Annotated in this window: 1 protein-coding gene; it reads right to left on the minus strand. The window is 40.1% G+C overall.

Features of this window, described 5'->3' with window-relative positions; genetic code table 11:
* Positions 1 to 24: 24 nt before the first annotated feature.
* On the minus strand, positions 25 to 796 hold a 772-nt coding region (locus FV234_RS25910), incomplete at its 5' end, for a glycosyltransferase (RefSeq protein WP_147832455.1).

The raw sequence follows: 796 nt of genomic DNA on the forward strand, positions 1-796 counted from the left end.
TGCTATGATATAATGCTTTGATGACTATTTGTTTCGAATTGAAAATGCTATCGCTCTACTATTTGGTATTCCTAACTGGAATGGTACAATACTAGGAGTGCTATACGGCTCACCTCTAATATTTAGATACTCGTCATGAAGGTTAACCCAATTGTCAACAAGTGAATTGGTTGTGATTCCACCATGGAATTGATGGAAAGTTCCCTCTCCTAAAAGCATAATTACTTTATACGCTCTATTATCACAAACCCTCTTCCAAAGATCTAGATTTGCGAGCCCTCCCCCCGGCCCTACAAACGCACTGTCAAAGCCGCCGGACTCGCTCCACATCTCTTTACTCATGAATAGAGAGTTAGTTTCAGCTGGGCATGAGTAGAACCCAAACCGCGACGAAGGATCATAGCTAGAGATATCGAATAATTCGTAACCGTCCTTTTCCCACCGGGTTAAAGCTATGAGAGAATCCTCTATTGATTGATTGTAACCTTTTTTTACGCTGATGTTCTGAGGTTCATGCCCGATATGGTATGAAAGAGCGCCAGAAACTACATTACCACTGCTTTCGCAAGCCATTATACCTAATTTGAGCAGATTTGGTGACGCTATTCTTGCCGCATCTATAAAGGCACATACAGTATCGCCTCTGGAAATCGCGATTCCATGTATCAAAGCGCTAATTGGTGATTTTGTGGAAATTATCATTGTGGAATCGCGTGTATTTGGATTATTTTCTTTTATATCATTAATATCATATGGGCACGAAGATCCGTTATCAATAATAATTATTTCGTAACTA

The sequence above is a fragment of the Methylobacterium sp. WL8 genome, from assembly GCF_008040045.1.
Classification (GTDB): Bacteria; Pseudomonadota; Alphaproteobacteria; order Rhizobiales; family Beijerinckiaceae; genus Methylobacterium; species Methylobacterium cerastii.